At 57.9% G+C, this 23,639-nt stretch carries 22 protein-coding genes; 5 read left to right on the forward strand and 17 right to left on the reverse strand.

Going from position 1 to position 23,639, the window contains the following annotated elements; genetic code table 11:
* Nucleotides 1-13: 13 nt before the first annotated feature.
* From BW956_RS03795 to BW956_RS03835, 9 genes are all read right to left on the reverse strand, one after another.
* Nucleotides 14-373: a MerR family transcriptional regulator gene (locus tag BW956_RS03795; RefSeq protein WP_010324612.1), complete on the reverse strand. Its 360-nt coding sequence runs from the start codon at nt 371-373 to the stop codon at nt 14-16.
* On the reverse strand, nt 345-656 hold the full coding sequence (gene ihfA / locus BW956_RS03800) for an integration host factor subunit alpha (protein WP_010324611.1): 312 nt from the start codon (nt 654-656) through the stop codon (nt 345-347). Before ihfA ends, BW956_RS03795 begins: the two co-directional genes overlap by 29 nt.
* A gap of 21 nt (nt 657-677) precedes the next feature.
* Entirely contained in the window at nt 678-3,053 is a 2,376-nt protein-coding gene (gene pheT, locus BW956_RS03805; protein WP_076460956.1) for a phenylalanine--tRNA ligase subunit beta, read from the reverse strand.
* A gap of 39 nt (nt 3,054-3,092) precedes the next feature.
* On the reverse strand, nt 3,093-4,076 hold the full coding sequence (gene pheS / locus BW956_RS03810) for a phenylalanine--tRNA ligase subunit alpha (RefSeq protein WP_076460958.1): 984 nt from the start codon (nt 4,074-4,076) through the stop codon (nt 3,093-3,095).
* Between the two features lie 127 nt (nt 4,077-4,203).
* Nucleotides 4,204-4,560, reverse strand: coding sequence for a 50S ribosomal protein L20 (gene rplT / locus BW956_RS03815; RefSeq protein WP_010324608.1), 357 nt, complete (start codon nt 4,558-4,560; stop codon nt 4,204-4,206).
* A 42-nt stretch (nt 4,561-4,602) separates the two neighbouring features.
* On the reverse strand, nt 4,603-4,797 hold the full coding sequence (rpmI, locus tag BW956_RS03820; protein ID WP_010324607.1) for a 50S ribosomal protein L35: 195 nt from the start codon (nt 4,795-4,797) through the stop codon (nt 4,603-4,605).
* 104 nt (nt 4,798-4,901) lie between these two features.
* Complete coding sequence (infC, locus tag BW956_RS03825) at nt 4,902-5,444, reverse strand: translation initiation factor IF-3 (RefSeq protein ID WP_139327118.1); 543 nt, start codon at nt 5,442-5,444, stop codon at nt 4,902-4,904.
* Between the two features lie 15 nt (nt 5,445-5,459).
* Nucleotides 5,460-7,376, reverse strand: a complete 1,917-nt coding sequence (thrS, locus tag BW956_RS03830; RefSeq protein WP_076460962.1) for a threonine--tRNA ligase — start codon at nt 7,374-7,376, stop codon at nt 5,460-5,462.
* A gap of 166 nt (nt 7,377-7,542) precedes the next feature.
* Complete coding sequence (locus tag BW956_RS03835) at nt 7,543-8,232, reverse strand: FadR/GntR family transcriptional regulator (protein ID WP_076461317.1); 690 nt, start codon at nt 8,230-8,232, stop codon at nt 7,543-7,545.
* Nucleotides 8,233-8,351: 119 nt separating this feature from the next.
* Between BW956_RS03835 and BW956_RS03840 the strand changes: the two genes are divergently transcribed.
* The 4 genes from BW956_RS03840 to BW956_RS03855 all read left to right on the forward strand — a co-directional run bounded on the left by BW956_RS03840 (nt 8,352) and on the right by BW956_RS03855 (nt 12,022).
* Nucleotides 8,352-9,143, forward strand: coding sequence for a (Fe-S)-binding protein (locus tag BW956_RS03840; RefSeq protein WP_076460964.1), 792 nt, complete (start codon nt 8,352-8,354; stop codon nt 9,141-9,143).
* Between the two features lie 13 nt (nt 9,144-9,156).
* On the forward strand, nt 9,157-10,575 hold the full coding sequence (locus BW956_RS03845) for a LutB/LldF family L-lactate oxidation iron-sulfur protein (RefSeq protein WP_076460966.1): 1,419 nt from the start codon (nt 9,157-9,159) through the stop codon (nt 10,573-10,575).
* Nucleotides 10,572-11,237, forward strand: coding sequence for a LutC/YkgG family protein (locus tag BW956_RS03850; protein WP_076460968.1), 666 nt, complete (start codon nt 10,572-10,574; stop codon nt 11,235-11,237). The genes BW956_RS03845 and BW956_RS03850 overlap by 4 nt, the downstream gene beginning before the upstream one ends.
* A gap of 146 nt (nt 11,238-11,383) precedes the next feature.
* The gene (locus BW956_RS03855; protein ID WP_076460970.1) at nt 11,384-12,022 is read left to right on the forward strand and encodes a DUF1826 domain-containing protein; all 639 of its coding nucleotides are present in this window, start codon (nt 11,384-11,386) and stop codon (nt 12,020-12,022) included.
* Nucleotides 12,023-12,070: 48 nt separating this feature from the next.
* Here the strand turns inward: BW956_RS03855 and astB are convergent, their stop codons facing one another.
* From astB to BW956_RS03885, 6 genes are all read right to left on the reverse strand, one after another.
* The gene (gene astB, locus BW956_RS03860) at nt 12,071-13,396 is read right to left on the reverse strand and encodes an N-succinylarginine dihydrolase (RefSeq protein WP_076460972.1); all 1,326 of its coding nucleotides are present in this window, start codon (nt 13,394-13,396) and stop codon (nt 12,071-12,073) included.
* A 21-nt stretch (nt 13,397-13,417) separates the two neighbouring features.
* On the reverse strand, nt 13,418-14,884 hold the full coding sequence (astD, locus tag BW956_RS03865) for a succinylglutamate-semialdehyde dehydrogenase (RefSeq protein WP_076460974.1): 1,467 nt from the start codon (nt 14,882-14,884) through the stop codon (nt 13,418-13,420).
* Between the two features lies 1 nt (nt 14,885).
* Complete coding sequence (gene astA, locus BW956_RS03870; RefSeq protein ID WP_010324597.1) at nt 14,886-15,914, reverse strand: arginine N-succinyltransferase; 1,029 nt, start codon at nt 15,912-15,914, stop codon at nt 14,886-14,888.
* Nucleotides 15,915-16,021: 107 nt separating this feature from the next.
* The gene (locus tag BW956_RS03875; RefSeq protein ID WP_010324596.1) at nt 16,022-17,035 is read right to left on the reverse strand and encodes an arginine N-succinyltransferase; all 1,014 of its coding nucleotides are present in this window, start codon (nt 17,033-17,035) and stop codon (nt 16,022-16,024) included.
* Nucleotides 17,035-18,264: a hydrolase gene (locus tag BW956_RS03880; protein ID WP_076460976.1), complete on the reverse strand. Its 1,230-nt coding sequence runs from the start codon at nt 18,262-18,264 to the stop codon at nt 17,035-17,037. The genes BW956_RS03875 and BW956_RS03880 overlap by 1 nt, the downstream gene beginning before the upstream one ends.
* 127 nt (nt 18,265-18,391) lie before the next feature.
* On the reverse strand, nt 18,392-19,618 hold the full coding sequence (locus BW956_RS03885; protein WP_076460978.1) for an aspartate aminotransferase family protein: 1,227 nt from the start codon (nt 19,616-19,618) through the stop codon (nt 18,392-18,394).
* A 286-nt stretch (nt 19,619-19,904) separates the two neighbouring features.
* Between BW956_RS03885 and BW956_RS03890 the strand changes: the two genes are divergently transcribed.
* Nucleotides 19,905-20,954, forward strand: a complete 1,050-nt coding sequence (locus BW956_RS03890; RefSeq protein ID WP_276327817.1) for a GlxA family transcriptional regulator — start codon at nt 19,905-19,907, stop codon at nt 20,952-20,954.
* Here the strand turns inward: BW956_RS03890 and BW956_RS03895 are convergent.
* Both BW956_RS03895 and nhaC read right to left on the reverse strand, forming a co-directional pair.
* A complete protein-coding gene (locus BW956_RS03895; protein ID WP_076460982.1) occupies nt 20,951-22,021 on the reverse strand; it encodes an alanine/ornithine racemase family PLP-dependent enzyme in 1,071 nt (356 codons plus the stop codon). The genes BW956_RS03890 and BW956_RS03895 overlap by 4 nt on opposite strands.
* An 88-nt stretch (nt 22,022-22,109) precedes the next feature.
* A complete protein-coding gene (gene nhaC, locus BW956_RS03900) occupies nt 22,110-23,555 on the reverse strand; it encodes a Na+/H+ antiporter NhaC (RefSeq protein ID WP_010324591.1) in 1,446 nt (481 codons plus the stop codon).
* Between the last annotated feature and the right edge of the window lie 84 nt (nt 23,556-23,639).

The following is a 23,639-nucleotide window of genomic DNA, read 5'->3' on the forward strand; positions in this document are numbered from 1 at the left end:
TCTCTATTTATGCTCAGGGCTGTTTCAGCATTGAGCGGATCTCTTCCAGCTCGCTGATGGTCTGGCGCAGCAGTTGGCGATAACGGGCGGCATCATCCCCGGCGGTTTCACCGGAAAGCCACTGGCGGGCACCGGCAATGGTATAGCCCTGCTCATGCAACAGACTGCGAATCTGACGCAGCAGCAGCAGGTCCTTGTGTTGGTAGTAACGGCGGTTGTTTCGCTTGACCGGCTTGATCTGATCAAACTCCTGCTCCCAGTACCTGAGTACATGGGGCTTGAGTTGGCACAGCTCTGCGGCCTCGCCGATGGTGAAATAGCGCTTGGAGGGAAGCGGCTCCAGTTCAGACGCCGTCTGGCTGGTTTCCGGCATGAATCTCCACACGCTCCTTCAGTTTCTGACCGGGTCGGAAGGTGACTACACGGCGGGCGGAAATGGGGACCTCCTCCCCGGTTTTCGGGTTTCGACCCGGGCGCTCACGTTTGTCGCGCAGATCGAAATTACCGAAACCGGAGAGTTTCACTTGCTCGTTGTGTGCCAGGCTGGCCCGGATCTCTTCAAAGAAGGAATCCACCATCTCTTTGGCTTCACGTTTGTTCAGGCCCAGCTCTTCATAAAGTCGCTCGGCCATGTCCGCTTTGGTCAACGAGCTCATGTCGGTCACCCCATCCTGTGATTACTCTCGTAACGTTGCACCACAACGCTCGCGGAGCGCGGATACAACGGCACTCACGGCACTGTTGATCTCTTCTTCATTAAGAGTGCGCGATGGGTGCTGCCAGGTCAAGCCCAGAGCCAGACTTTTTCGTCCCGGTTCAATACCTTGGCCCTGGTACACATCAAACAGAGTAACCTGTTTGAGGAACTCGCCCGCCTCGGCTTCGACCACCTGACGGATGGCATCAAAGCCGGTTTCCTGATCAGCCACAACGGCCAGATCACGGCGAGACTCAGGGAACTTGGACAGCGAACTGAAGCGCGGCAGCTTGCCACCGGTGACCGCTTCCAGGCTCACTTCAAACAGGTATACCGGGCCGTTCAGGTCCAGCTGCTTGACCAGTGAGGGGTGCAGCGCGCCAATGTAACCCACGGTTTCGCCATTGCGCTCGATACGCGCAGTCTGACCCGGGTGCAGCGCCACATGACGATCCGCCACGAAGCTGAACTGGTTACCACAGCCAGCCAGTGCCAGCAGGGACTCCAGGTCGCCCTTGGCATCGAAGAAATCCAGAGATTCCTTGCCCGCTGTCCAGCCTTCGGCATCACGGTTACCCGCCAGAATACCGGCAACAACGTTTTCCTGTACCAGCTCTTCGCCCTTGGGCTGGAAGCGCTGACCCGTTTCAAACAGGCGCACACGGCTCTGCTGACGGTGCTGGTTGTACTGCAGCGCTTTCGCCAGGCCCGGCCACAGGGTGGTGCGCATCACCGCCATTTCGGCAGAGATCGGGTTGGCCAGTGCGATAGCCTCGTGCTGGTTGTCAAATGACTTCTGCAGCTCGGCTTCGATGAAGCTGTAAGTGATCGCTTCCTGATAGCCACGCGCTACCAGGTGACGGCGCAGTGACTGCAGGGTCAGGCGCGCTTCAGCGATCGGCGGGATCGGCAGCTTGGCGGTCGGCGTATGTACCGGCAGGTTGTTGTAGCCATACACACGGGCGATCTCTTCGATCAGGTCCACTTCGATGCTGATATCGAAACGGTAGCCCGGTACGGTCACGTTCCAGCCACCTTCAACGCTTTCCAGCTGCATGCCCAGACGGGTCAGAATCTCTTCGATTTCAGCCGCCGGAATCTCCAGCGCCAGCAGTGCGGTCACCTTGTCATGACGCAACTGAACCTGCTGTACAGCCGGCAGTTCCGCTTCATTTACGGCTTCAATCACCGGACCCGGCTCGCCGCCGACAATGTCCAGCAGCAGTGCAGTGGCACGCTCAATCGCCTTGCGCTGCAGCTGCCAGTCAACACCACGCTCGAAGCGGTGCGAAGAGTCAGTGTGCAGGCCGTAGTTACGGGCACGACCGGCAATCGCCAGCGGGTTGAAGAAGGCACTTTCCAGCAGGATGTCGCGCGTTGCGTCGGTTACAGAAGTAGGCTCGCCACCCATGATACCGGCCATGGCGACCGGACCCTTGGCATCAGCGATGACCAGAGTGTCGGCATTCAATTCGACTTCCTGGCCATCCAGCAGTACCAGCTTTTCGCCCTGCTCGGCCTTGCGCACACGGATGCCGCTGTCCAGTTTGTTCAGGTCGAACGCATGCATCGGCTGACCCAGCTCCAGCAGCACGTAGTTGGTTACGTCGACCACCGGATCGATGCTGCGCACGCCGGAACGACGCAGTTTTTCCTGCATCCACAGCGGAGTGCTGACACCTGGGTTGATGTTGCGGATGACACGGCCCAGGTAGCGCGGGCAGCTGTTGGCATCCACCAGCTCGACGTCGAAACGGTCATCGATTACCGGGGCAACGGCCGGGGCTTCCACCTCGGTCACGGCGGCCTTGTTCAGCACGCCCACTTCACGGGCCATGCCGGCAATGCTGAGACAGTCACCACGGTTGGGCGTCAGGTCAACATCGATAATCTGGTCGTTCAGGTTGAGATATTCACGGATATCCTGGCCCACCGGCGCATCAGCCGCCAGCTCCATGATACCGCCGTGATCCTCGGACAGGCCCAGCTCGTCTTCGGCGCAGAGCATGCCGAATGACTCGACCTGACGCAGTTTGGCTTTCTTGATTTTGAAGTTGCCCGGCAGAACGGCACCGACACGGGCAAAGGCGGTCTTGAGACCGGCACGCGCGTTGGGCGCACCACAGACTACCTGTACGGTCTGCTCGCCATCGCTGACTTCACACACCTGAAGCTTGTCGGCATTGGGGTGCTGTTCGGCGGTCAGGATCTCGCCCACGACCACACCGGTAAAGTCACCGGCAACACCTTCGACTTCATCCACTTCGAGGCCGGACAGACTCAGCTGATCCGCCAGTTCCTGAGTTCCGATCTGCGGCTGAACCAGCTCGCGCAACCACTGTTCACTGAATTTCATGCTGCTTTCCTGAAAAATCTGTTTGTGTGCGTTGTCGTCTTACTTGAACTGGCCGAGGAAGCGCAGATCGTTTTCGAAGAACAGACGCAGATCGTCCACGCCATAGCGGAGCATCGCCAGACGCTCAACGCCCATGCCGAACGCAAAACCGGTGTATTCTTCCGGATCGATACCGGAGTACTCGAAGACTTTCGGGTGCACCATGCCACAGCCCAGCACCTCCAGCCATTTGCCATCGCCACGGTCGATATCGACCTCGATGGAAGGCTCGGTGAACGGGAAGTAGGACGGGCGGAAACGGACCTTCACGTCTTCCTCGAAGAATTCACGCAGGAACTGCTCCAGCGTGCCCTTGAGGTCGGCAAAGGTGATGTTGCGATCAACCAGCAGACCTTCTACCTGATGGAACATCGGTGAATGGGTCTGGTCGTAGTCGCAGCGATAGACACGACCCGGACAGATGATACGGATCGGCGGTTCTTGAGACTCCATGGTACGCACCTGCACCGGTGAGGTGTGGGTACGCAACAGGCGGTGGGCATCAAAGTAGAAGGTATCATGCATCGCCCGCGCCGGATGGTGAGCCGGAATGTTCAGCGCTTCGAAGTTATGATAATCGTCTTCAATCTCGGGACCTTCGGCAACGCTGTAACCGATGCTGCCAAAAAAGGCTTCGATACGTTCCAGGGTCCGCGTGACAGGGTGCAGGCCACCAACAGGCTGGCCGCGGCCGGGCAGGCTGACATCGACGGTTTCCGCCGCCAGCTTGGCTTCCAGTGCAGCACTTTCCAGGGCATCACGGCGGGCATTGATGTCCGCCTGCAACTTTGCCTTGGCTTCGTTGATGAGTGCACCAGCTGCGGGACGTTCCTCGGCAGACAGTTTACCCAGACCTTTCAGCAGCGAGGTCAGCTCGCCCTTTTTACCCAGATACTGCACTCGGATCTCGTCCAGCGCAGCCAATGTATCGCTTTCAGCAACCGCCTGTTTGCCTTGTGCCAACAGGGTCTCAAGATTTTCCATTTCCGGCTCCAAACAAAAACAGGGGAAGAGTTTGCACCCTTCCCCTGTTTGATTCGATCATATGTGGACGACAAGGTCCGTACTGGAGTACTTCATCGATGTCGTCCATCCCTACCAATCGGTGGGGTTATGCCAGTGCAGCTTTAGCCTTTTCGACAACCGCGGCAAAAGCAGCCTGCTCGTATACAGCCAGGTCAGCCAGAACCTTACGGTCGATTTCGATCTCGGCTTTCTTCAGGCCGGCGATAAAGCGGCTGTAGGACAGACCGTTGATACGTGCAGCAGCGTTGATACGTGCAATCCACAGAGCGCGGAACTGACGCTTACGCTGACGACGGTCGCGGTATGCATACTGACCGGCTTTGATGACAGCCTGTTTGGCAACTCGGAATACACGGCTGCGAGCACCGTAGTAACCTTTGGCCTGTTTCAGAACTTTCTTGTGACGGGCGCGAGCCTGTACACCACGTTTTACGCGAGGCATAGCAAATCCTTCCTAATAAAAACTAATAATGACCGAAAAAACTTACAAGTACGGCAGCATGCGCTTGACCAGAGCCTGGTCGGCAGCATGAACCTGCAGCATCGGGCGCAGCTGACGCTTACGCTTAGTGGTTTTCTTGGTCAGAATATGGCTTTTGAAGGCCTGCTTGTGCTTTACGCCGTTAGCGGTTTTCTTGAAACGCTTAGCCGCGCCACGGACTGTTTTGATCTTAGGCATTAACTTTCTCCACGCATTCGTTTATAGGTCTGCCACTACAACAAACAATAAAACCCGACACCTGTTCCCGCAGGAATAAGCGTCGGGCGGCTATCGTCGGGTGGCTATTTCTTTTTGGGAGACAACACCATGACCATTTGACGACCTTCCATTTTCGGACGCTGTTCTACAGTACTGATTTCAACAAGATCCTGTTCGATCCGCTGCATCAGCTGCATGCCCAGCTCCTGGTGAGCCATCTCACGACCACGGAAGCGCAAGGTAACCTTGCCCTTATCCCCGGCTTCAAGGAAACGTATCAGGTTGCGCAGTTTTACCTGATAATCCCCTTCTTCCGTACCCGGACGGAATTTCACTTCTTTGACCTGCATCTGAGACTGCTTCTTCTTAGCCTCATTTGCTTTCTTCTTCAGCTCGTACTGATGCTTACCATAGTCCATGATTTTGCAGACAATGGGATCAGAATCCGAGATCTGAACCAGGTCAAGTTCAGCTTCCTGAGCATGCTCAAGAGCTTCTGAAATCGGAACAACACCGATCTGATTGCCATCTGCGCCGATCAGACGGCATTCAGTAGCACGAATATTTTCATTGATCGGCGGTAGTGGCGCACGGCCACCACGTCTGTTATCACGCCTGATAGCTATATCTCCTGACGGTTTTTATTCCTGGCGGCCTTTGCGCGTCACATCTTGAACCAGAAGGTCCACCAGCGCGTCGACCGACATGGTGCCCAGGTCTTCACCGGAGCGCGTACGCACTGCAACGGTTCCAGACTCAACTTCTTTGTCACCTACAACCAGCAGGTAAGGCACCTTCTGTAAAGTACGCTCGCGAATTTTAAAGCCGATCTTCTCGTTTCTCAAGTCCGCAGTGGCACGAAGACCCGCTTTTTCGAGTTTTTCTGCCAGATCGCGGCAATATTCCGCCTGATTGTCGGTAATATTCATCACCACCGCCTGCAGCGGCGACAGCCAGGCCGGCAGTGCACCAGCATAGTGCTCGATCAAAATACCGATGAAACGCTCGAAGGAGCCCAGGATCGCACGGTGCAGCATGACCGGTGTTTCACGATCACCATGTTCGTTGATGAACTGGGCACCCAGACGACCCGGCATGGAGAAGTCCACCTGAATGGTACCGCACTGCCAGACACGGCCGAGGCAGTCACGCAGGGAGAATTCGATCTTCGGTCCGTAGAAGGCACCTTCACCCGGCAGTTTTTCCCACTCCAGACCAGCGGTATCCAGCGCATCGGCCAGTGCCTTCTCGGCCTTGTCCCAGCTCTCGTCGGAGCCCACACGCTCTTCCGGACGGGTCGACAGCTTGTAGATGATGTCGGAGAAGCCAAAGTCGGCATAGACTTCGTGCAGGAACTCGATGAACGAGGCCACTTCAGACTGGATAGAGTTCTCGGCACAGAAGATGTGTGCATCATCCTGAACGAAGCCACGTACACGCATGATGCCGTGCAGTGAACCTGACGGCTCGTTACGGTGGCAGGAACCGAACTCGGCCAGACGCAACGGCAGGTCACGGTAGGAGCGCAGGCCCTGATTGAACACCTGTACGTGACACGGGCAGTTCATCGGCTTGATGGCGAAGTCACGGCTCTCGGAGTGCGTGGTGAACATCTGCTCCTGGAACTTGCCCCAGTGACCGGATTTTTCCCACAGGGTACGTTCGACCACCTGCGGTGTCTTGATCTCCTGGTAGCCATGCTGACGCTGCTTGGTGCGCATGTACTGTTCGATCTGCTGGTACAGGGTCCAGCCGTTCGGGTGCCAGAACACCATGCCCGGCGCTTCTTCCTGCATGTGGAAGAGGTTCAGCTGCTTACCCAGTTTACGGTGGTCGCGCTTCTCGGCTTCTTCCAGACGATGCAGGTAGGCCTTAAGGGCTTTTTTATCACCCCAGGCGGTACCGTAGATACGCTGCAGCATCTCGTTCTTGGCATCACCGCGCCAGTAGGCACCGGCAACCTTCATTACCTTGAAAGCCTTGATGTGGCCGGTAGACGGCACGTGCGGGCCACGGCAGAGATCGATGAAATCACCCTGCTTGTAGAACGACAGCGGCTCTTCACCCGGGATGGAGTCGATGATTTCGACCTTGTACTTCTCGCCCATCTCTTCAAACAGCTTGATCGCGTCAGGGCGCTCCATAACGGAACGGGACACGGGCAGGTTCTCTTTGGAGAGCTGGTTCATGCGCGCTTCGATCTTCTCCAGATCTTCCGGCGTGAACGGACGCTCGTAAGCAAAGTCGTAGTAGAAACCATCATCGATGACCGGACCAATGGTCACCTGGGCACCGGGGAACAGGTCCTGTACCGCCATCGCCATCAGATGGGCACAGGAGTGACGAATCACTTCCAGCCCCTCTTCGTCACGCGCGGTAACGATGGCGAGGTTAACGTCTTCTTCAATCAGGTAGCTGGTATCCACCAGTTCACCGTTGACCTTGCCGGCAACGGCCGCCTTGGCCAGGCCGGTACCGATATCGGCAGCCACATCGTGAACAGTGACGGATTCATTAAAGGTGCGAGTGCTCGCATCCGGAAGCGTAATGACAGGCATAGTGCTGTTCCCTGGTTAAGGATAAGCCCATACGAGAGGCGATATCCCGAGTGATACAGAAAAATGAAATCAGGGTTTGTGGCGACGACAGGTACGAGGTGCCGGCCAACCCAATCCGCCATTATAACGACCACACTCGCAAAGCGCGATGGACGTCATACAAAATTCATTGACACTGCTTCAACAAATCGCGGGTATAGAGGATGTGAGCGCGAGCTGATTCACGGGCCAGGTTGGCATCCCGGGCTTGAAGGGCGCGATGAATGGCGCTGTGCTGGCGAGCGATACCATCGGGGTAGCGGCCAAAGCGGCTCAGGGTACGCGACAACACGCTGTAGATGGCATTGAAATAGCGGTTGTAAAACAACTGACTGAAGGAACACACCAGCAGGTGGTGACTGGCTTGCGCGATCAACATATGAAACTGCAGATCGGCCTTGGCCTTCTCCAGCGTACTTGCATCACGCCCACTGCTCGAACGGCCACGCCGGCACATCTGCTCATACTCCTGCGCCAGCAATGCCAGTTCTTCATCACTGGCACGCTGGGCGGCAAACCAGGCCGCTTCGCCTTCCAGCACCGCCCGCGCCTCGAGTACCTGCAGCTGGAACTCAATATCCTCGCCCCTTCCCTGTAACGGCAGTTCCAGATGTTGCTCCAGAAGGTTGGCGCAACGACTGCGTCCGCCCTGCTGAGTATCGATCACGCCGGTCGCACGCAGTCCGGCCAGGGCTTCGCGCACGGCACCACGGGAAACCGCATACTGTTGCATCAGGCTACGTTCGGACGGCAGCGCCTGGCCCGGCACCCAGTCTCCATCCAGTAACTGGCGTTCCAGCTCATATTGCAGATTCATATCGCCCGCCTCTTGGTAAGACCAGTTGTCAGTATAGCATTCACGCCCCATCACTCTTGACCTATCTTGAGGCCATACCTGTTGTTTAGAAGAACACAATAACTAGAGGCTGCCGACTCATGTCCGACACCCACACTCCGCCAATCAAGGTGGGCCTGTTCGTCACTTGCCTGGCTGACATGTTCCGCCCGGAAGTGGCCTTTGCCACGGTAAAGCTGCTGGAACAGGCCGGTTTTCTGGTCGATGTGCCCAAGGCACAAACCTGTTGTGGCCAGCCGGCGTTCAATTCCGGTGATAACGAAAGTACCCGCAAGATCGCGCGCCAGACCATTGAAGCCTTTGACGGCTATCGCTACGTGATCGGCCCGTCCGGTTCCTGTATCGGCATGCTGCACCATTACCCGGAGCTGTTCGCGGATGATGATCCCTGGAAAGCCCGTGCCGAAGACCTCAAGGCCCGCGCCTTCGAGATCACCTCCTTCCTGGTGGATGAAGTGGATTTCAGCGGCATCCAGAGCGACTTCAAAGGCAAGATCACCTACCACGATTCCTGTTCCGGCCTGCGTGAGCTGGGCATCAAGCAGCAGCCCCGCCAGCTGCTGAGTGAAATTGATGGCCTCGAGCTGAATGAAATGCAGGAAGCGGAAACCTGCTGCGGCTTTGGCGGCACCTTCTGCGTCAAGTATGCGGACATTTCAAATCGTATGGTCAGCAACAAGACCGGCTTCGCTGCCGACAGTGGTGCCGACACTCTGGTTGGGGGCGACCTGGGCTGCCTGCTCAACATGGCTGGCAAGCTCAAGCGTGAAGGCCGCGAGATGGAGGTGCGCCATGTGGTGGAGCTGCTGGCCGGCATGACTGACAGCGCGGCGATCGGTGATGCCGATTACGACCTTGGCCAGGAACTTTAAACGGAGCACGACGATGGACATTAAAAGCCCTGAATTCAAACAAAGTGCCCGTATCGCCCTGCAGGATGCCAATCTGCAGAAGGCTCTGGGCAACCTGAAAGCCGGTTTTCCCGGCAAGCGTGCCGCCGCTGTCGCACGCGTGCCCGAATTTGAAGAACTGCGCGACCAGGCCCACGACCTGAAAAACCATATCCTTGAGCATCTGGACCTCTATCTTGAAGAGTTCGAAGCCCGCGTAGTGGAAAACGGCGGCCAGGTACACTGGTGCAGCACCTCAGAGGATGCGCGCCAGACCATTCTGCAGATCTGCCGTGAGCAGAACGCCAAGACCGTCACCAAAGGCAAGTCCATGGTGACCGAGGAGATCAACCTCAACGAATTCCTGGAGGAGAACGATATCCGTCCGGTGGAGACCGATCTGGGCGAATACATTCTGCAGCTGCGCGGCGATCACCCCAGCCACATCATCGCACCGGCGATTCACCTCAACCTGGAAGATGTGTCCGAAGCCTTTCATGAGCATCACAAGCGCCCCAAATCGGATGATCCGGCGGAGCTGATGGCAGAAGCCCGTGAAATGTTGCGCAAGCAATTCGTCGCAGCTGATGTGGGCATTACCGGCGCAAACTTCCTGGTGGCGGAAACCGGCTCCACTCTGATCGTCACCAACGAAGGTAACGGCGACCTGACCCAGACACTGCCCAAGACACATATCGTCGTCTCTTCCATCGAGAAGGTCGTGCCAACCCTTGAAGATATGAGCCTGTTCCTGCGCTTGCTGGCCCGTTCGGCCACCGGCCAGGAGTACTCGGTCTACAACACCCTGTCATCCGGCAACCGTCGCCCCGATGATCAGGATGGTCCCGAGAACTTCCACGTGGTGCTGGTGGATAACGGTCGCAGCGACATGGTGGGCACCCAGTTCCAGGACATGCTGCGCTGTATCCGCTGCTCTGCCTGCATGAACCACTGCCCGGTATACGGTTCTGTCGGTGGCCACAGCTACGGCTGGGTCTATCCCGGTCCCATGGGCTCGGTACTGACCCCACAGATGATCGGTATCGAAAAAGCCGGCCTTTTGCCCAACGCTTCGACCTTTTGCGGCAAGTGCGAGGAGGTATGCCCGGTGCGTATCCCGCTGCCCAAGCTGATGCGCCACTGGCGTGAAAAGGAGTACGAAAAACACCTGAGCCCGAAAGCGGTACGCTGGGGCCTCAGCGGCTGGGCTTTCCTGGCCACTCGCCCACGCCTGTATCGCCTGTTCTCGTCCAGCGCGTCCAAAGTCATGCGCATGCTGGGTGGCGGCAAGGGCAAGGTGACCAAACTGCCGCTGGCCGCAGGGTGGACCGATCACCGAGACATGCCGACACCGACCGGCAAAACCTTCATGCAGCAGTGGGATGAGCGTCAGAAACAGGAGAAGCAGCCATGAGTCGTGCCGAGATTTTCGCCAATATTCGCCGTGGCCTGCGTCGCACCGAAGCCACCGAAGCGCAAAAAGAGGCGGTACGCCAACGCCTGCAGCAGCATCCGCGCAACCGGATCCCGGCCCGCAGCCTGCATGAGCACGACGCCCAGGTCGAGCTGTTCATTCGCATGGCGCAGGAAGCCGCTGCCGAAGTGATCGAACTGGAGAGCCTGGAGCAGGTACCCACGGCCGCCGCCAATACGCTGGAAGCCAAGGGCCAGAATGAACTGGTACTGGCCAGCGACGACAGCCTGGCCAATCTGGGCTGGGCCGAGGTACACGAACGCATCGAATGCCATCAGCGCGTGGGTCAGGTCGGCGATCAGGCCAGTCTGACTCTCGCTTTTGCCGGCATCGCCGAAACCGGCACGCTGATGCTCTACTCCCGTCCAGACAGCCCGACCACGCTCAACTTCCTGCCGGATACCCATCTGGTTGTGCTGAGCAAGCAGGATATTGTCGGCCCCTATGAGGATGCCTGGGATCGTCTGCGTGAGTCCGCGCCCGGTCGCCTGCCACGCACGGTGAATATGATCACCGGCCCCTCCCGCAGTGCCGACATTGAACAGAAGCTGCAGATGGGGGCACATGGCCCACGTCAGCTGGTGATCTTCCTGATCCCCTGATCGCTCAAGGGGCTGAAAAGCAGCAGACTTTTCGGCCCCTCTCTCCCCTCATCACATCAGAATGCCAGTCAAGTCGATTGCCATCATGAAAAAACCACGGAGATATTATTATGATATAACATAAATAAAGATTGACGGATTTTCGTATGAACACTGCACAACCTCTCACGCCCCACCCCATGCGTGAAGCACTTTTTGGTGAAACACCCGAGGCGCTGACCCACATCTATGAGGAGCGCTGCAACCTGGCCGTATGGCAGCGATCACTCAGCTCGGAAATAGAACAGTATCTGGATCAGACGATCACGGCTGATCGGCGCATCAATCTGAAAACGCTGTTTACCTGCCAGGCGGATATGGACGCGGAGATTCGTGACACCCTGGAAAAGACATTTCCTCAGGCCAATGGGCGTCAGGCGCTGATCGAGGATATGGTGCAGCTGATACAGATGTACGAGTGCCTGTTCGAGCCGAAAATGATCGGCATCCGTCTGGCTACTCTTCAGCAAGCCATGTGCCCCCGCTTTCACGTGGACTACCTGCCGGCTCGCCTGGTAACAACCTATGTGGGCAGCGGCAGCCAATGGCTGGAAGAACCCGCTGCGGGTCTGCCGCGCATTCCGGAGCAGGCGCCCGAGCAGTATCAGCAACTCAGCCGGGGTGATGTGGCGCTGCTCAAGGGCGATGGCTGGTATGACAATGAAGGACTGGGCATAGTGCACCGCTCACCGCCCGTAGAAACGGGCAGCAACCGGCTGTTCATGTCGCTGGATTGGGCAGACTGATAACAAAAAGCCTGCCCGGTGAAGGCAGGCCTTTTGCGACCAGGAACCTTAGCGCTGGAAGGGGTAAACCGAGCCCAGGTGCAGGATGCGACTCAACTCGTCCAGTGCGGTAAAGGACTCGTCCATCAACTCGGGATCAGCCAGGTCAGCCGGCAACAGACGGTCACGGTAGTGACGCTCAACCCAATCGACCAAACGCGGGTAGAGTGTCTCGCTCATGCGTGTGGACTGATTGAACGCGGCTTGTTCAGCCTCATTCAGCACCACGCGCAAACGCAGACAAGCCGGGCCACCGCCGTTGTGCATGCTCTGGCGCAGATCAAACACCTGCACCGCATCGATAATCGGCGAAGCGGCTTCAAGCGCCTGCAGATACTGCCATACAGGCGCCACCTGCTCACATTCACCCGGCACCACCAACAGGGTACGACCGTCCGGCAGGCGCAACAGCTGACTGTTGAACAGATAACTGCGTACGGCATCGCTCAGCGTTACCTCGCTTTCAGCAACCTGAATCAGCTTCAGCCCGCCATCGAGACGCGCATTGAGCGCTTCCAGCACCTGTGACTGGTTGTAGAAAGCACGTTCGTGGCAGAACAGCGTATCCAGGTTACCCACTGCAATCACGTCATTGTGAAAGACACCCTGATCAATCGCCTCGGGATGCTGCTGAGCAAACACCACACGGTTCGGGTCCAGCCGATGCTGACGCGCAACCGCCTTTGATGCCTCCAGCGTCTGTCGACCCGGATAACGGCTGGGCTCGGGACCTGGGCCACCGCTGCCATAGGCAAAAAAGGCCACGCCCGGCTCACCGTAATTGTGTCCCAGGCGGGTATGGTTGGCGGCTCCCTCATCTCCCAGGGCCGCTACCGTGGGCAGCGACGGATGATGCACGAAATGGCGGCTGTCATTGAACGTTGCCTGCAGAATCCGGGCGGTATGCTCGGTCTCCAGAGAACGGTGTAACTGACTGGCCAGGTTGGCCGGTGTGAAATGTATCCGCTGGTCACTGGCATCGGCGCTGGGCGTGACCGTCGCCGCGTTGGCGACCCACATGCTGGAGGCGGAACAGCAGGCTGCCAGCAGGCGCGGGGACGCCTTGGCAGCCGCCGCCAGCACATCGGCATCACTGCCGGAAAAGCCCAAACGGCGCAGGCTTTTCAGATCGGGCCGCGCCAGCGGCGCCAGCACGCCCTGAACCATGCCCAGGTCGTGCAGGGCCTTCATTTTGGCCAGCCCCTGCAGCGCGGCTTCGCGGGGATTGGAGGCCTGTGCCTGGTGACTTTGCGAGGCCAGATTGCCCACTGCCAGGCCCGCATAATTGTGGGTCGGACCGACCAGACCATCAAAGTTTGCTTCAGTTGCCTGCATCAGAACCTCCTGGGTTAGTAATTAAAGTTTCAGACCCGGCGACAGAGTCTGCGGCAGTGCCAGCTGATCCGCTTCGATGCCCGCCACCGGGTAAGAGCAGTAGTCCGCCGCGTAGTAGGCGCTGGCACGGTGGTTACCACTGGCACCAATACCACCGAAAGGCGCGGCACTGGAGGCACCGGTCAGCTGCTTGTTCCAGTTTACGATACCTGCACGAATACGGGCATAGAACTGGTCAAACAATGCTTCGGAGTCGCTGAACAGACCCGCCGACAGACCGTAGCGCGTATTGTTGGCTTCGGTGATGGCAGCATCAAAGTCGGCCACGCGAATCACCTGCAGCAGCGGACCAAAGATCTCTTCATCTTCACGCTCGGCAATGGCCGTTACATCGATCAGTCCCGGTGAGATCAGACCTGTGCCCGGCTTCAGCTTCTCGCTGCGAACCAGAGAGTTGGCACCCTGCGCCAGCAAAGCATCCTGCGCCGCCAACACGCCATCGGCGGCACCTTCGGAAATCAGGCTGCCCATGAAAGGTGCCGGCTCGGCAAAGGCATCGCCCACCTGGATGTTGCGAACCGCTTCGGCCAAAGCCTCGAGGAAACGATCACCCCAGTCACCGGTCGGTACAATCAAGCGGCGTGCACAGGTGCAGCGCTGACCCGCGGTGATGAAGGATGACTGCAGGGTTTCATGCACAGCCGCAGCCATATCGGCCACTTCGTGCACGATCAGCGGGTTGTTGCCGCCCATCTCCAGCGCCAGAATCTTGCCCGGATGACCGGCGAACTGCTGATGCAGGATGTGACCGGTGTTGGAGCTGCCGGTGAAGAAAAGACCGTCGATATCCGCATGGGAAGCCAGCGCGATACCGGTGTCCTTTTCACCCTGTACCAGATTGAGTACGCCCGCCGGCAAGCCGGCTTCCAGCCAGAGTTTGACCATCTCGCCGGCAACCGCCGGAGTCAGTTCGCTGGGCTTGAGCACCACAGTGTTACCGGCAATCAGAGCCGGCACGATGTGGCCATTGGGCAGATGGCCCGGGAAGTTGTACGGGCCAAACACGGCTACCACGCCGTGCGGCTTGTGGCGCAATACCGCTTTGGCACCAGCCATGTCGCTTTCACGTTCACCGGTACGCTCGTTGTAGGCTTTGACCGAGATCTCGACCTTGCCCACCATGGCGCCCACTTCGGTGCGCGCTTCCCACAGGGGCTTGCCGGTTTCAGTGGCAATCGCCACCGCCAGCGCTTCCTTGTTCTCGCCCAGCAGTTCGGCAAAGCGGCGGGCAATGGCCACGCGCGCTTCAAACCCGGCCAGTGCCCAGTCGGTCGCCGCGGCACGAGCAGCTGCTACGGCAGCATTCACTTGCTCGGTATCAGCGCCCTGCCCCTGCCAGAAAATCTCGCCGGTGGCCGGATTCAACGAAGTGAACGCCGGTCCCTGTCCGTCCAGCCAGTCGCCATTGATCATTACGGATGCGGTCATGTCAGATTCTCCTGCCAGATGAGAGAGGCACCACACGTACAGTGCTGCCTTCGGAAATTTTAAGTGCATCGGCCACATCCTGCGGCAGACCCACAACATGCTTGCCAACACCGTTTAGCGGCGTCATGCAGCAGCGGAAATCGTCAAAACTGGTGGTGCTCACCAGGTAGAGTTCACCCTCCGGCTGCTCCTCGGTGATATGCACACGCGAGTAGCAGCTTTCATTGATGGCACGGATATCGTCCATGCGTGCCACCAGCGTCGGGCCGCCGTCGAAAATATCGACGTAACCGGTAAAGCGCAGGCCTTCGGCTTCCAGCAACTTGCGCGCCGGGGTCGTCGCCGGATGCGTCTTGCCAATCGCTGCCTGGGCATCTTCCGGCAGCAGGTTGATGTAGATCGGGTTCTTCGGCATCAACTCGGCGATGAACACCTTGTCCATGGATGACAGCTGGTCCGCTTCACCGAAGTCCAGCGAGAAGAAGTGGCGGCCCACGCCTTCCCAGAACGGCGGTATCCCGTTGTCATCAGAATAGCCGCGCATTTCGGCCAGCATGTTCTCGTTGAAGCGCTTGGGAAACTCGGCCATGAACATGAAACGGGACTTGGACAGCAGAGAACCGTTTTTGCTGTGGCGCGCTTCCGGTGCCAGGAACAGGGTACAGAGTTCAGAATAGCCGGTATGGTCATTACTCAGTGTCAGAGTATGAATCAGGTTGCGCACACCCAGTTCACGGGATGCGTGCAACAAGGTGCCCATGTGATAGTTGTACCAGGGTTCACTCAGGCCAACCGCGGATTCGATACCGCTGATACCGACCACTTCACCGGTGCTGGTATCTTCCATCACGAACAGATACAGGGCCTCTTCCGGAATGTTGTTGTCATTCCAGGCCGCCAGGGCGGTTTCCAGCTTACGCGCCACCTGCTCGTCGTTGTCCTGCAGAGAGGTAAATCCCTGACCTGTTTTGCGGGCCAGTTCCCGCAGTGCTTCATGGTCGGCGGCCGTAATCGGGCGAACTACCATCATGATCGATACCCCAGTTGTAATCGTCACTAAGTCCCCCAGTGCCAATCAGGCACCGGGTAAAACATTGAAAAGTTGAAATTGAATTGCAGTCGGGTTGGATATCCGCGCTAGAGCCAGGCCAGCTGTATGCTGTCTCCGCTGCTGATATTGAGTGCTTCAGCCTGTGCCGGCGTCAGCTCCGGATGTTCCGGATCGACCTCTGCCAACAGGCAGCGGAAATTCTGCAGTTGTCCACTGGCCACCAGTGCCAGCGCCTTGTCGGCTTCTTCATCATCTGCGCTCACGCCGATGCTGAGCGTGCGGCTTTCGACCAGAGTACGCAGACGATCAGTCTGGGCTTCCAGCGTGGGGCCACCATCAAAGATGTCGACGTAGCCACGGTAGTCAAAGCCTTCCGATTCCAGCAGCGCCTTGACGCGCGCCGCATCGGAACGCGGCTGTCCCAGTGCTTCGCGTGCTGCATCACTGAGCAGCGGCAGGTATACCGGGTGGTGCGGCAGCAGTTCGGCAATAAAGCCCTTGGAATCGATGCCGGTGAGGTAGTTGGCCTTGGCAAAGTCCATGCTGAAGAAGTGGCGTCCCAGACTCTCCCAGAACGGTGACTGGCCGTTGTCGTCCTGAACCCCCTGAAGCTCTGCGATGATGCGGCTGTCAAAACGCGCTCGGTGCGCGGCGATGAACAGCAGACGGGCACGGGACAGCAGATGCAAATTACTGCGCTGACGGTGCTCGGCATCCAGGAACAGGGTGTACAGACGCGAGGCGCCGGTAAAATCCTGGCACAGGTTCAGTGCCGGAATGCGATTGTGGATCTGCAGTTCGCTGGACGCATGAATGACTTCATTGATGCGATAGCTGTAGAACGGTGATTCAATGCCCACCGCCGCTTCAATACCGGAGATACCGACAATTTCACCGCTGATGCTGTCTTCCAGCACAAAGTGGTAGCTTTCCTGCTCGGGGCGCTCAACCGCCTTGCGCAGTGACTGCAGGGTACGGTCGATCAACTCACTGAGGTGATCCCGATTGGCGGGCAGAGTAGTCAGGCTGCCGCCAGACACCACGGCCAGCCGCTCCAGGCCCTGCAAATCTTTGAATTCGACCGGACGCAGTACCAGCATCAGCGCTCTCCAAGCCAGCTTCTGTCTGAGCTGGTCGCCAGTTTCATCAGGATAAGGGCACTCAGCTTGGCCCTTTCGGTCAGGCTGCTGACGTGCATGTATTCATCAGACGAGTGAATCTTGCCACCGCGCACACCCAGCGTATCGATGTTGGGGATACCCGCAGCGGCCAGGTTGTTGCCATCACAGCAGCCCCCCGTGGGCAGCCAGGAAATGCTCATGCCCAGTTCGGCACCGCAGTCACGGGCCAGCTCGAACAATTTCTGGTTGGCACCGCTGAGTTTTTTCGGCTTGCGGCCAAAGCCACCGTGCAGCTCGATACTGATGCCGTCGCGGGCATTGATATCGGCCAGCAAACGGTCCAGATGCTGCTGACACCAGGCTTCGTCATCCACCTGCTCCAGGCGAATATTGAAACGGGAGATACACAGGTCCGGCACGATGTTGACGGCACCGCCGCCTTCAATGAAGCCAGGGTTGATCGTGACGCCCTGGCGCTGACCATTGAGATCGTCCAGCGCCGCGATGAAGTCGGCCATGGCACGAATGGCGTTGCGGCCCAGGTGATGTTCGCGACCGGCATGAGCCGCCTTGCCACGGACCACAACGCTGAAGTTGCCGCTGCCCTTGCGCTCACCGGCCAGGTTGCCATCCGGGAAGCTGGGTTCGTAAATCATGCCCAGGTCCACCTCTTTGGCAGCCTCGGCAATCAGAGCCGCCGAAGATGGAGAGCCGATCTCTTCATCGGGGTTAAACAGGATCTGCCAGCCGATCTGGTCCGCCCAGGGGCTGCGTTCCAGCGCCATCAAGGCATTGATCATGACCAGCAGGCCACCCTTGAGGTCGGCAACACCCGGGCCGTTCACGGTGTCATCATCCAGCCACTGGATCTGCTGGAAGGGATGATCAACCGCAAATACGGTATCCATGTGGCCGCAGAGGAAAATCTGCAGCGGTGCTTCAGGGCGCTTGCGGATACGGACGGCATTTCCCAGCGGGAACTGGTCCAGTTCGCCCTGAGAGTTGAGGTGTTGATAGGGAGCGACCGGCAGGATTTCGGTCTCGCCACCAAGGGGCTGGCACAGGCGGACAAGCGCTTCACCCACTCGGTTGACGCCAGTGTGGTTCAGCGTACCGGAATTGATCTCGGCCAGCGCCAGGGTATCGTCGAGCATCTGTTGATGCTGTTCGTCCAGCCATGCTAGCCAGGGGGTAAAGTCGTGAGTCATGCTTGCCTCCTGATAGTGGATATCTGGGGATTATGTCGCGTCAGCGCAAGCAGGTCTGTTGAAAATGCGACCCCTTTTTTAGCTTAAGGGGCCGCATACACCGGAAAACCGGTTAATACACAGGGTATCAGCCCGCTTCAGCGGTGCTCAGCAGCTGTGCAATAGCCTGCTCCAGCTTGGCCATGCCTTCACGGATATCTTCATCCGGAATGATCAGGGACGGCGCAAAACGCAGTACGTTCGGGCCCGCCATCAGAATCATCAGCCCCTGCTCACGGGCAGCCGCCAGGAACTGGCCCGCCTTGCCCTGCCATTCATCAACCAGTTCGGCACCGATCAACAGACCCTTGCCACGCACTTCCTTGAAGATGTGGTGCTTGGCGTTGATCGCTTCCAGCTCGGAGTTGAACAGTGCGTTTTTCTGTACCACACCTTCCAGTACTTCCGGACGGTTGATCTGACGCAGCACTTCACCGGCAACGGCGCACGCCAGCGGGTTGCCGCCGTAAGTGGTACCGTGGGTACCAACATTGAAGCTCGGTGCCACCTTGTCAGTGGTCAGCATGGCACCCACCGGGAAGCCGCCGCCCAGGCCTTTGGCCGAGGTCAGGATGTCCGGTGTTACATCGGTATCCATATACGCGTACAGGCTGCCGGTGCGGCCCATACCGGTCTGAACTTCATCAAAGATCAGCAGCGCATTGAACTGGTCGCACAGTTCACGCACGCCACGGACAAATTCAGGGTTGGCCGGAATGATGCCGCCTTCGCCCTGCACCGGCTCCATAACAATGGCACAGGTGTTGTCGGAAACCAGCTCTTTCAGCGCGTCCAGATCGTTGAACGGCGCGTGGTGAATACCACCCGGTACCGGCTTGAAGCCCTGACAGTACTTGGGCTGGCCACCAACAGTGACGGTGAACAGAGTACGGCCGTGGAAGGACTGCACGAAGGAGATGATTTCGTTCTTCTCTTCACTGAAGTGATCGCTGGCATACTTGCGCGCCAGCTTGAACGCCGCTTCGTTGGCTTCAGCGCCGGAGTTACAGAAGAACACCTTGTCGGCGAAGGTTTCACGGGTCAGATCCTGCGCCAGTGCCAGCGCGGGTTCGTTGGTGTAGACGTTGCTCAGATGCCAGACCTTATCCGCCTGCTCCTTGAGCACCTTGACCAGCGCCGGATGGCAGTGGCCCAGACTGGTTACCGCGATACCGCTGGTCAGGTCGATGTATTCGTTGTCGTCCTGATCCCAGACACGACTGCCCTCACCGCGGACCGGCACCATCTGCTGGGGGTTGTAGTTGGGTACCATAACCTCATCGAAAAGCGCACGGGTAACCTGTGTAGTGCTCATGTTGCTGCCTTACCTCTTGTAATCGCTCGAACCGGTCAAGCGAACTGGCTCTAACTCTCCGAGCCTGGCCTGAGACACACGTGTCTGGCCTTGTCGGAATCCGATAACCATTATCAGGAAAAGCAGCGCCAGTGAACAGCCGGCAAGTTTATATAGCGCGACCTTTAGTTGAGCTATAGTGACATTAGCGCAAGCGGGACTGAACAAAGTCCGGCAAAGCGATTATCCTTCGCCACCATCATGTCCCACTAAAGCCGATTTCACGATCAACCGAGCGATAAGCGTTTTGTCCGAGCCACAGACCAGCACTCCCGTCCGCATCGGGTTTTTGCTAATGCCCAACTTTTCCTTGATTGCGTTTTCATCCGCAATCGAGCCCCTGCGCATGGCCAACTGGGTGTCCGGACAAACCCACTACGAAACCTTTCTGATCAGTCAGGATGGCGCCGCCGTCCCCAGCAGTGCCGGTGTGCTCACCCAGGTGGAATACAGCATTGAGCAGATACCCTCGCTGGATACGCTGTTTGTCTGTGGCGCCAGCCCCATCGCCCGCACCGGCAACGATGAGATCATTGCCTGGCTACGACGCCTGCGCGGTGGTCGCATGGCACTGGGCGGCATAGGAACAGGTTCCTATCTGCTGGCCTGTGCCGGACTGCTCAACGACTGCCGCGCCACCATCCACTGGTGGGATCTGGACAGTCTGCGCGAAGAGTTTCCGCATACACGGATGACCAACAACCTGTTTGAGCTGGATAACAAGCGCTATACCTGCAGCGGCGGCACCGCCGCCATGGATATGATGCTGTCGCTGATCGGCCAGTACCACGGCATGGAGTTTGCCGCCTCTATCTCCGAACAGTTTGTACATGAGCGTATTCGCTCCAGCGAAGACCCCCAGCGAGTACCACTGCGCACGCGACTGGGCATCAGCCAGCCCAAGCTGGTGGAAGCGGTTCAGCTGATCGAAGCCAATATCGAGGAACCCCTGAGCACAGACGACCTGGCACATCACGTGGGGATCTCACGTCGCCACCTGGAACGGCTGTTCAAGCGCCACCTCAACTCCATGCCCTCCAAGTATTACCTGGAGACCCGTCTGGAAAAGGCCCGTCAGCTGCTGCGCCGCAGTGACAAACCCATTCTGCAGGTTGGCCTTGATTGCGGCTTCACCAGTGCATCCTATTTCAGCACCGCCTACCGCAACCACTTTGGCCTGACCCCTCGAGAAGAGCGCAAGCGGCTGGCCGAGCAGAAACAGCCGCTGCCAGCCAGCAGCGGCCTGAGCCACTCAATCCTCATGCCGACCGGTGACAGTACCGACGGGCAGAATTAAGCACGGACGCGGGCCACATAGGGCGATGTCATCGCCTGCAACAACACCGGATAATTAACCCTGAACGCGATGACATCGCCGATTTTGACCGCACGCGAGCCCACATCCAGAATCATGTGATCACTGCTGCCTCCCAGCACACGAATACCTTCATCCACCGGCACCAGCTCATCGATAGGCACATCCTGCTTGCCAATCGCCAGAATGGCACGGGTATGTTCGCCCACATCTTCGAATTCAGGCGTATTGCCAAAGGCATCCATACCGCGCTCGCCATCCGGAACCGAGCTTTTCACCTGCACTTCAATGACTTCCGCCTCCAGAGTAAAAACATCGCCATGCAGACCCTCGATCAGCTTCCCTTTGGCCGTCTCACGTCCCAGCAACAGAGACTCGCCCAGGCGCAGATGACTGATCCCCTTCGGCATTTCATCTCTGAGCAGCAGAGGCAGTGAACTGGAGTTACCACCGGACACCACCTCCACATCATGGCCCAACTCACGGGCGATGCTGCGTTTGACAGCGAGCAGTTGTTCCATCTTTTCCCGTGTGGGCAGAATGCCGCCGTAGCAGGTCAGGTTGGTGCCGATCCCGCACCAGTCGATGCTGTCCTGCTGCAGAATAAAGTGCCCCAGTTCAAGCACCTGGTCTGGCAACAGACCTTCACGCAGATCGCCCAGCTCCACCATCAGAATAATGCGATGACGCACACCGGCCGCTCGAGCAGCCTTTGCCAGGGCGGCAATAGTGATCTGCTCGGATACCAGGCTGGTATCGGCATAGCGCACGACCTCATCCACCTCGTGCAGTCCCGGAAGTCGCAACAGCAAGGTTCTCCCCTCGGGAGCAAGCGACTTGATCCGCTTCAGGTTATCCAGACGGGAGTCGGCAAGTTCACTCACACCCTCCTCAATCAGTGTCTGCACGATTTCCTCATGCGCACACACCGCCTTGCTGACAGCGGTCCAGTTGATCGGAAACGCAGCGGCGGCAAACAGGCGGTTCATAAACCGTATGTTGTCTCGGAGCTTCTCTTCACTCCAGAGCAATCGGGGGTATTTGGCCACAATCCAATTCCAGCAAAGGTTAAAAACAGGGAAAAAAAAGCCCGCTCCCGGTGCAAGCCAGGTGCGGGCTTAAGGCTTCAGCACGAAATCAGAATGGAGACTGGGGCTTGAGCTCCTGGTCTTCGTCAACCTGGAAGGCTTCGGCTTCTTCACCAGGCTTCAGTTTCACAATCGAGAAACCGGTGATGGCATAGATGATCGAGATGATCGGCACCACGAAGTTCAGGATCGCGTAAGGCGCATATTCAAGTGCCCCCACACCCAGCGTGGCCAGAATGAAGACACCACAGGTGTTCCAGGGGATGAATACGGAGGTCAGAGTACCGCCGTCTTCCAGCGCACGAGACAGGTTCTTGGAGTGCAGACCACGCTCGTGATAGACCTTGGAGAACATGCGCGCCGGCACCACCACAGAGATGTACTGCTCGGAGCAGGTCGCATTGGTCAGGAAGCAGGAACCGATGGTGGTCGGCACCAGCGCACGGGCGGACTTGGTCAGACCTTTCATCTTGTCGACGATCGCCTGCAGCATGCCGGTGTTTTCCAGCACACCACCGAAGGTCATCGCCACGATGGTCATGGAAACCGTGTACATCATGGAATCGATACCGCCACGATTGAACAGGGAGTCGATCACCTCGTTACCGGACTCGATCACATAGCCGTTCTGCAGCGCACTCATGGCCGTTGCCACATCGTCGCCCTGTACAAAGATCTGGCACAGGAAACCCAGTACCACACCCACAACCAGTGCCGGCAGGGCCGGAACTTTCTTGGCGACCAGCGCAATTACGGTCAACGGCACCAGCAGCAGCCAGGGTGAGATCAGGAAGCTGTCATTCAACACGGTCAGCGTCGTATTGATACGCGCCAGCTCGGCATCACCGGATACAAAACCGGTGCTGATGTACCAGTACACGGCCAGCGCAATCAGCAGGCCCGGAATAGTGGTAAACAGCATGTGCTTGATGTGGACAAAGAGGTCGGTACCGGTCAGGCCTGAAGCCAGGTTGGTGGTATCGGACAGCGGCGACATCTTGTCACCAAAGTAGGCACCGGTGATAACCGCACCGGCTACCATGGGCGCAGGAATGCCCATGCTGATACCGATGCCCATTCCGGCGATACCGATGGTACCCATGGTCGACCAGGAGCTGCCGATCGCAATGGAGACCACGGCACACATCAGCGAGATGGACACCAGGAAGAATTCCGGGCTCATCAACTGAAGGCCGTAGTAGATCATGGTCGCAACGACGCCACCGCCCATCCAGGAGCCAATGGCCAGCCCCACCAGTATGATGATAACGACGGCGGGCAATGCCAGACGTATACCCTTATAGATACTTTCTTCTATGTCGCTCCAGCTGAATCCCTGCTTAGCGGCCACCAGGGCGGCGACTATTGTGCCGAATGCCAAGGGAATATGGGGTGCCCCTTCCAGCACAACGATGGTGATCAGCATCGCGATTACCATCAGAACAATCGGCGTCATTGCCAACAAAAATGGCATAGGTCGGTTGTTTTTGATCATGGGTGTTCAACCTGTTTATTGTGATAATTTCCTGAAAATTCGCATATACCAGTGCATTACAGAAGCTTGACAGGCGCAGCTTGT

Origin of the sequence: Marinobacterium stanieri (assembly GCF_900155945.1) — a bacterium.
Classification (GTDB): Bacteria; Pseudomonadota; Gammaproteobacteria; order Pseudomonadales; family Balneatricaceae; genus Marinobacterium; species Marinobacterium stanieri.